We start from the raw sequence: 7,463 nt of genomic DNA, 5'->3' as shown, positions 1-7,463 counted from the left end.
TTTGGAGCTCACCGTTCGGGGATCCCGGCAGCAAGTCTTGCAGGGTTTGCGGGCCTGGCTGGAGCTGAGCTTGCTGACTCCAGAGCACTTTCGCTTGCTGGTGGAGCAGTATCGGCTAGAGGGGGAGGAACCAAGGTCAGCGGCAGTTTCCCCCAGCGACGAGATCCCGGCTCGTCTTGGCTCGGCCTACGTGCTCTGGATTTTGGGTTTGTTTGGCATCTGTGGCCTGCACCGTTTTTATCTGGGCCGCTGGCGGACGGGTTTGCTCTGGCTGTTGACCTTTGGGCTGCTGGGGATCGGTCAGCTCCTGGATTTGATTTGGATCCCAGGGATGGTGCGAGAAAGAAATGCTCGCCTGGCCGGATCTGGGGTTGAGGAACCTGCGGTCGAGGGGGGAGAAGAGCCCCAAGCTGCCCCTCAACCTGTTCGCGCCAGCGGTGCGGAGCACTATCGCGCTACTCGGAGGGAGTCCTTGTCCCCCCCTACCCCGGCGCTGGCTGTTTTGCTGCGGAACTTGCTGTCAGAGCTGAGCGTGGCTTGGCTGTTGCTGCTGGGCCTGTTTTTGGTGGTGGTGTCCTCGGGGGTGCTGGCGGCCAGCCACTGGGAGCAATTTTCTCCAACTGCTCAGTATGGGGTGCTCTTGGCCTATACGGCGGCTTTTGGGGTAGGTGCTGGATGGATCCAACGGCAGGAAGGGCTGCGTCTAACCGGTCAAACCTTGGAGGCTATTGCCCTGCTGCTGGTGCCGGTGAACGTGTGGGCCCTGGATGGGCTGGGGATCCCTTGGGGGATCCGCATCCTGGCGCTGGGCTTGCTGCTGGGGATCCCGTTGACGGCTGAGGGTCGGGTGCGCTCGCTGGGTTCAGGTGCCGGCTTTCGCGACAGCGGTGTGGAGCCCAATGCCTTTTACGGAACCTTGGTGAACTTTTTGGCCCTCTCTGGCTTGCACGCTTTCTGGAGCTTGGGGCCGCAGGAGCTTCGCCCTGCTTTTGTCTTGGGGATCCTGTATCTGGGGATCCTCAGCACCGTGATTTACACCTGGAGCCGCCGGTCTCGGGAATTACGGGGCTCCAAGATCTGGCTAATCGGGGCTGCCGGATCCCTGTTAATCCTACGGGGGCTGCTGTCTGGGCATGTCCAAGTGCCGCAGTTGGGGTTGGCGGTGGCCCTGTTGGGTTGGCTAGCAGCGGAATGGCCCCAGGGATCCCCGCACATCATAGCAGAAGGCGCTCAGGAGGGGATGCTCTCCCGCTGGTGGGAGGGGAGCTGGGTGCTGTTGGTGGTGGGCTGGCTGCTGGCTGCCATTGGCTTGGCGGAGAGCCCTTTCAGCGGCTGGCAGTTGCTGGGGATTAGCCTGCTGGGGATCCATGTCTTAATCGGGCGCTTGCGCCGACACACCCAGTCGCCCCAGCGGGACGAAGTCCTTAGGGTGCATTTGACGTTGCTGTTCTTGCTGGGCCTGGAAACTTGCTGGGCTTTTTGGCAGGTGTGGCCAGCAAGCTGGCGGCAAGCAGTTGTGGCTACAGTGATCAACTGGTTTCAGCCCCTTGATTCCCCTTGGGGCTTGCTGGGGTTGGCGCTGCTGCCCTACGAGGTGCTGTGGCTGGGGTTGGCGGCCCGCTGGCAGAGGAGCGGTCCAGAAGCCGGTGAGACAGGCTTTTCTAGGCTGGTAGAACCAACAGAGCGCTTGGTTTTGGGGCTAGGGGGATCCCTGCTGCTCTTGAGCCTTCCCTATCCGGCCATTCGCTTTTGGCACTTGCTTTTGAGCGCCGGGATCCTGGCCTGGTGGCTACAACAAAAGTCTAGATCAGGAGAAACTCCCAACTTTCTTTGGGTACTCCTGACCCACGCCTACGGAGTGGGGGCACTGCTAGCCGGGATCCGCTGGCTTTTGCCCGACTTGTTCGCGCCAGCGGTGCGGAGCACTAGCCTGTCCAGTTGGGGAGTGGTTCTGCTGCTGGTGGGCCTATTGCAATGGGCAGGGCGGGTAGCTCTGGGTGGGTCAGAGCGCTTTTTTTGGGGAGTGCCTGCGGAGCTGTGGCAGCGAAGTGCAGATGGCATAGGGCTGGTGCTGGTGGGATCCAGCTACTTGGCGTTTTTGCTGCAACGGTTCCTTGATTCGTCTGCGACGGGTGAACAATCCATGGGCTGGCTGTGGCTGCTGGTGCCTCTTGCTTTAACGGCAGCTCAGGTATTGGCCCTGCCCCCCCTGGAGTTCATGCCCCGCTGGCTGCAGAGCCCAGAGCAAGGGGGATTGGGATCCCTTTCCTGGCAGCAGGGGATCCCAGTGCGGGGATCCCTGCGTCTTTGGGCCGTGCTCTCGCTGGTGATGGCGCAGTTGCTCACCTTGGGCAGGCCGGGCCCGGATCTGCTCGGGCTAGGGCTGGGGTTGCTGCTGCTAGCTACCCAGGTGTGGCTATGGGCTTGTCCCTTGCCAAGTTCCCCTACTCCTGGAGCAGAGGGGGAAGCCCTGCTGGCGGTGGCCTTCGGCTCAGGGTTCGGCCTGGTGGGGATCAGCCGGCTCTTGCCGACACTTACGGAAGCGGAATGGCTGCTGGTCTTGGCAGCGCTGCTGTTGCTCTTGAGCGGCTGTCGCTACGGCATCCGGCACCTCTCTTCTCGCCTGCAAGCCGCTTACCGGCCAGCCCTGGATGGCTGGGGTATACCCTTGGGGTTGGTGCTCTTGCTCTCCCTAACGTTGCCCACCGCGGCGGCCCTCTTCACCCCTTCCTCGCCCCCTGCTTTCTCGGCAGCCATACCGCTGGCCTCTGGGGTTACCTGGCTGGCCATTGGTCTCCGACTTTGGGTAGAGGTTGCTCCGGTCTTCTCTGCTCCCATTGCCGAGACGGGATCCTCTCCGACCCTCCCCCCTAGCGCTAGCGGGACGGAGTCCTCTCCGACAGGGGATGCCCCTGAAATTGCCCAAGCCCTTTCATCTGGCCAGATCAAGGGTCAGATGGATGGGTTGTTGTACGGGCTGGGCTGGGCTTTGGAGCTACTGGCGGCAAGCGGCGTGTTGTGGGCTGTGCAGGGATCCCGTCCTGTTGCCCCTCTGCTTGCCGTCATCAATCTGAGCCTGGGGATCCTCTTTTGGATTGGGCCGGAGAAACTCCTCTTTGAGCGGCCCGATCGCGCTGGTGGGACGGAGTCCTCAGGGGGACAACTCCTGCAGCGGGTCAAGGCTCTGAGTTGCTGGGGGACAGCGCCGCTGATCTATGCCGGCTTGGGCTGGCTGGGATCCCATCTCGAACTCGAATGGAGCGAGCTGACAGGTCTGGGCAGCTTAGGTCTCTCCATCGTGCTGCTGGGCGTGGGGCGCCGACAGTCACCGGAGCAGCACCCCTGTCGCGAACAGGAAGGCCCTCCTCCTACCAACCGGAAGGGGATCCTGGGAGCTTTCGGAATATCGCTGGCGGCCTACGAGAGCTGGGTCTACTTTCTCGGCCAGCAAACTGGGGAATTCTGGGAGGACGAAGCGGCGGTGCTGACAGCTTTGCTAGGGCTGCTCTTGGCAGTGGGCTACTGCCTCTGTCCATCTTGGCTGGTGGCGACCCTGCGGCTGAAAGCGGCCTGGCTGCAGCGGATAGGTGCCGGCAACTGGGGCTTGGCCAGCCTCGCCCTTTGGAGTTTCGCTCTCAGCCCTTGGGGGAAGGGGCTCTGGGTGCTGACGGGATCCGGCCTGGTGGCCTATGCCGCCGGACAGGCGAGAACCTCAACTTCAGAATCTCCGACAGAGCGAAATTGGGCGCCAACGGTCTGGGGTTACCTCAGTGCTTGGCAGGGGGCTGGGGTTCTGCTGGGCAGTGTGTTCCTGGGGCTGCCACAGCTATCAATAGCGCGGTGGGCCGGATCCCTGCTCTGTGGGCTGGGGCTGGTTTACCACGGCTTGCCCTGGCGACGGTGGGGCTGGCCGGCGGCTCCTTGGCAGAATACAGCCCTGGTGCTGCCCCTGGCCGCTTTTCTGGTAACCGCGGGAGGAAACAACACCCTTAATCTGCTGTTGGGGGCAACCTACTATGCTCTGCTGTCCGTCTGGAGATCCCAGGTGCGCCTGGGCTACATCAGCTTGTTTTTGAGCAACTGGATCCTCTGGGATTACATCCAGCAACAGGACTGGTCTTCTCTCACGTTCTCCGCCCTACCCTTGGTGGGATCCCTGCTCTATGTGGCTCAGGTGGATCCGGGATTACAGGAAACCAACGGACGGCGGGGGCGACATTGGCTGCGGCTGGTTTCCTTGGGCACATGGCTGCTGGTGGTGATGGTGGAAACCCACGGGCAACTGTGGGCGGGATTTTGGCCGGTGGGGCTGGGCTTAGCTTTGGGTCTGCTGGGCTTGGCCTTGCGGGTAAGAGCTTATCTCTTCGTGGGCACGCTGGCTTTTGGGCTGGGGATCCTGCGGCAGGGATGGCTACTGGTGACAGCTTATTCGCTGCTGTTCTGGGCCACTGGGATCCTGCTGGGCCTGCTCCTCATTTGGACGGCAGCCAATTTTGAACGGCGTCGAGAAGAAGTGGGATCCCACATCTCCGCTTGGCTAGGGCAACTGCAGAGCTGGGAATGAAAGAATCCTGAGTCCAGCCAATCTGAGCAGGATCAACTTGAGGAGGGCTGACCTGTTCGCGACAGCGGTGCGGAGCACTACTGAGGCCCTATCAGAGGAGGCGAACACGCCAGAAAATGGATCGACGAGGAATCGACACTCAACGCGAGTGATGAGAAAACAAGTCGGTAGGGCAGGGGGTATGTCAAACTGAGGCTGGCCTTGCTTTGGAGGATCGGGTCTATTGCTGGGCAACGTTGACCCAAAGGTGTCTTCTCAGCCTAGGTGGAAAAAGCTTCTGCGGCAGATCTTGGCTCCCTGGCGCGAGTTCGATGGCATGTTGCTGGCCACAGTGCTGGCCTTGACGGGCATCGGCATTCTTGCCATCCGCAGCGCAGTCTGGGAGCGTCCCATCAGCCACTACTGGGTACAGCAGTTGATCATGGCCGGGATCAGCCTGGTGTTTTTGGGAATGGTAGCCCGGATCCCGTATGAGCGGCTGTTGCGCTGGCACTGGTTCACCTACTTCCTGACCTTGGCGAGTTTAATTGCAGTGCTCTTTTTCGGCACAGCAGGCGGAGGAGCGGAGCGCTGGCTCTCCATCGCTGGCTTTCAGGTGCAGCCTTCTGAGTTTGCCAAGCTGGGGGTAATTGTTACCCTGGCTGCTCTCCTGCACCACTGGCCGATCAAGTACTTCAGCCAGATTTGGGTGGCCGTTGCCGTCATTGCTCCTCCCTGGATCTTGATTTTCCTGCAGCCCAACCTGGGCACTGCCCTGGTGTTTGTGGTGATTGTCCTGGTCATGCTCTACTGGGCCGGGGCCAAGGGCAGTTGGATCCTCTTGCTTTTGTCGCCGGGGGTGGGAGCCATTCTCTATGGCTTACACACTCGCCCAGAGCAGAGCTGGATGCTTTGGATTTGGCTGCTCTGGTGTCTGGGAATGGCGGGGTTGGCTGCTTGGCGTCTCCCCTGGCAGTGGACGGGGGCCGTAACTTTTGGGGTAATCAACCTGCTCTCGGGGCAGTTGGGTCAGCTAGCCTGGCACCTTCTCAAGCCCTATCAGCGGCGGCGGCTGGAGATTTTTATCGATCCCATGCAAGAGCCCTGGGGAGCCGGCTATCACCTCATTCAATCCCGCATTGCCATCGGAGCCGGCGGCCTCTGGGGCCGCGGTATCCAGCAGGGCACCCAAACCCAGCTGGACTTCATCCCCGAACAGCACACGGATTTTATTTTCTCGGCCATTGGGGAAGAGATGGGTTTTATCGGCACCCTGACGGTGCTGATCCTGTTTTGGATCCTGTGTGCGCGGCTGATCTGGATTGCCCAAGGGGCCAAGGACAATTTTGGATCCCTGATTGCCATTGGGGTGCTGGCGATGATCCTCTTTCAGGCGGTGGTGAACATCAGCATGACCATCGGCCTGGCCCCGATTACCGGCTTGCCTTTGCCTTTTCTAAGTTATGGCCGCTCGGCTCTACTGACCAATTTTCTGGCCATTGGCTTGGTGGAATCGGTGGTGATGCACCGCCAGCGTACTAGTCTTTTCAAGTAGGCAGGCTCAATTTGCCTCCAGCGGGTTTGGCCTCAACAAGGGGAAGCTGCTGCCAGCGTTGGGCAACACTGGCCAAGGATCTTAAGATAGGAACACGGAGCCCCGGCTGGTCGAGCTGGCATGTTGCGTTTGGATCCTGACCTCTACTTTGACCACAGCGCCACCACTCCGCCTCGGCCTGAGGTGATCGAGGCCATGCAGATGGCGATGCAGGAAAGCTGGGGCAACCCCTCCAGCTTGCACGGGTGGGGAGAACGGGCCGCCATGGCCATGGAGCGGGCGCGGCAGCAGGTGGCCGAGCTGCTTAACTGTGAGCCGGAGGCGCTGCTGTTTACCTCAGGCGGGACGGAGTCCAACAACCTGGCCCTGTTTGGGGTGGCCCAGCGCTACTCTACTCCCCAACATCTCATCATCTCCAGCGTCGAGCACGCCTCGGTGGAGAATGCTGCCCGCCAGTTGCAGTCCCAAGGCTGGCAGGTCACCCGTCTGCCGGTGAACGCCGCCGGCCAGGTGGATCCCCAGACTTTGATCCAGGCGCTGCAACCCAATACCGTTTTGGTCTCCATCGTCCACGGGCAAAATGAGGTGGGATCCCTGCAACCCATTGCCGAGCTGGGCCACATCTGCCGCCAAGCTGGGGTACTGTTCCACAGCGATGCTGTGCAGACGGTGGGGCGGATCCCGTTGGATCTGACACAACTGCCGGTGGATCTGCTCTCCCTTTCCGGGCACAAGCTCTACGGGCCGCAGGGGGTGGGGGCACTGTACGTGCGCCCAGGGGTGGAGCTGCGACCGCTGCTGCGGGGGGGCGGGCAAGAACGGCGGCTGCGCGCCGGTACCCAAGGGATCCCGGGCATTGTCGGCTTGGGAGTGGCGGCGGCTCTGGCGGCCCAGGAGCTGTCCCAAGAAACGGCCCGCCTACGGCAATTGCAACGGCATTTGGCCCAGTTGCTGGCGGAGGTGCCCGGTTTGCGGCTGACCGGCCCTGTGGATTTGGAGCAGCGTCTGCCCCACCACCTCAGCTACTGCACCGCAGGGGGGATCCCCGGGAATGTGCTGGTCAGGGCTCTGAGCCGCCAGGGGATCGCCATTAGCGCCGGCTCCGCCTGTAGCAGCGGCCAACTGATCCCCAGCCGCATCCTCTTGGCCATGGGCCACTCAGAAGCCGAGGCGCTGGGATCCATTCGCCTTAGCCTTGGCAAAGCCATCACCTACGCTGCGGTTGAGTATGTGGCCCGATGTCTACAAACGGAGTTTGCCTCCATCTCCAAATCCGTAGCCTTGGGGAATGCGGCAACTCAATCCCCGTTGTCGGTTCCTGTCGCGTAGCCGGATCGAAGGTCGGGCAGGCTGGGTTAAGGTGAT

3 protein-coding genes are annotated in these 7,463 nt (G+C 61.6%); all 3 read left to right on the top strand.

Going from position 1 to position 7,463, the window contains the following annotated elements; all coding sequences use genetic code 11:
- The coding region (locus NW856_RS12350; RefSeq protein ID WP_414400511.1) for an NINE protein at positions 1 to 4,564 on the top strand (4,564 nt) is incomplete at its 5' end.
- A gap of 223 nt (positions 4,565 to 4,787) precedes the next feature.
- Positions 4,788 to 6,098: a rod shape-determining protein RodA gene (rodA, locus tag NW856_RS12345; RefSeq protein WP_414400510.1), complete on the top strand. Its 1,311-nt coding sequence runs from the start codon at positions 4,788 to 4,790 to the stop codon at positions 6,096 to 6,098.
- Between the two features lie 120 nt (positions 6,099 to 6,218).
- Positions 6,219 to 7,427, top strand: a complete 1,209-nt coding sequence (locus NW856_RS12340) for a cysteine desulfurase family protein (protein ID WP_414400509.1) — start codon at positions 6,219 to 6,221, stop codon at positions 7,425 to 7,427.
- Positions 7,428 to 7,463: the final 36 nt, after the last annotated feature.

This window comes from Synechococcus sp. R3-13, from assembly GCF_047462195.1.
In the GTDB taxonomy this organism is placed as follows: Bacteria; Cyanobacteriota; Cyanobacteriia; order Thermostichales; family Thermostichaceae; genus Thermostichus.
The sequence above is the reverse complement of the archived record's forward strand: the minus strand, read 5'-3'. Positions and strand labels throughout refer to the sequence as shown.

Bases quoted from the DNA above. Each gene is read 5' to 3' on its own strand.
- NW856_RS12340 (WP_414400509.1), top strand. From the start codon at position 6,219: ATGTTGCGTTTGGATCCTGACCTCTACTTTGACCACAGCGCCACCACT.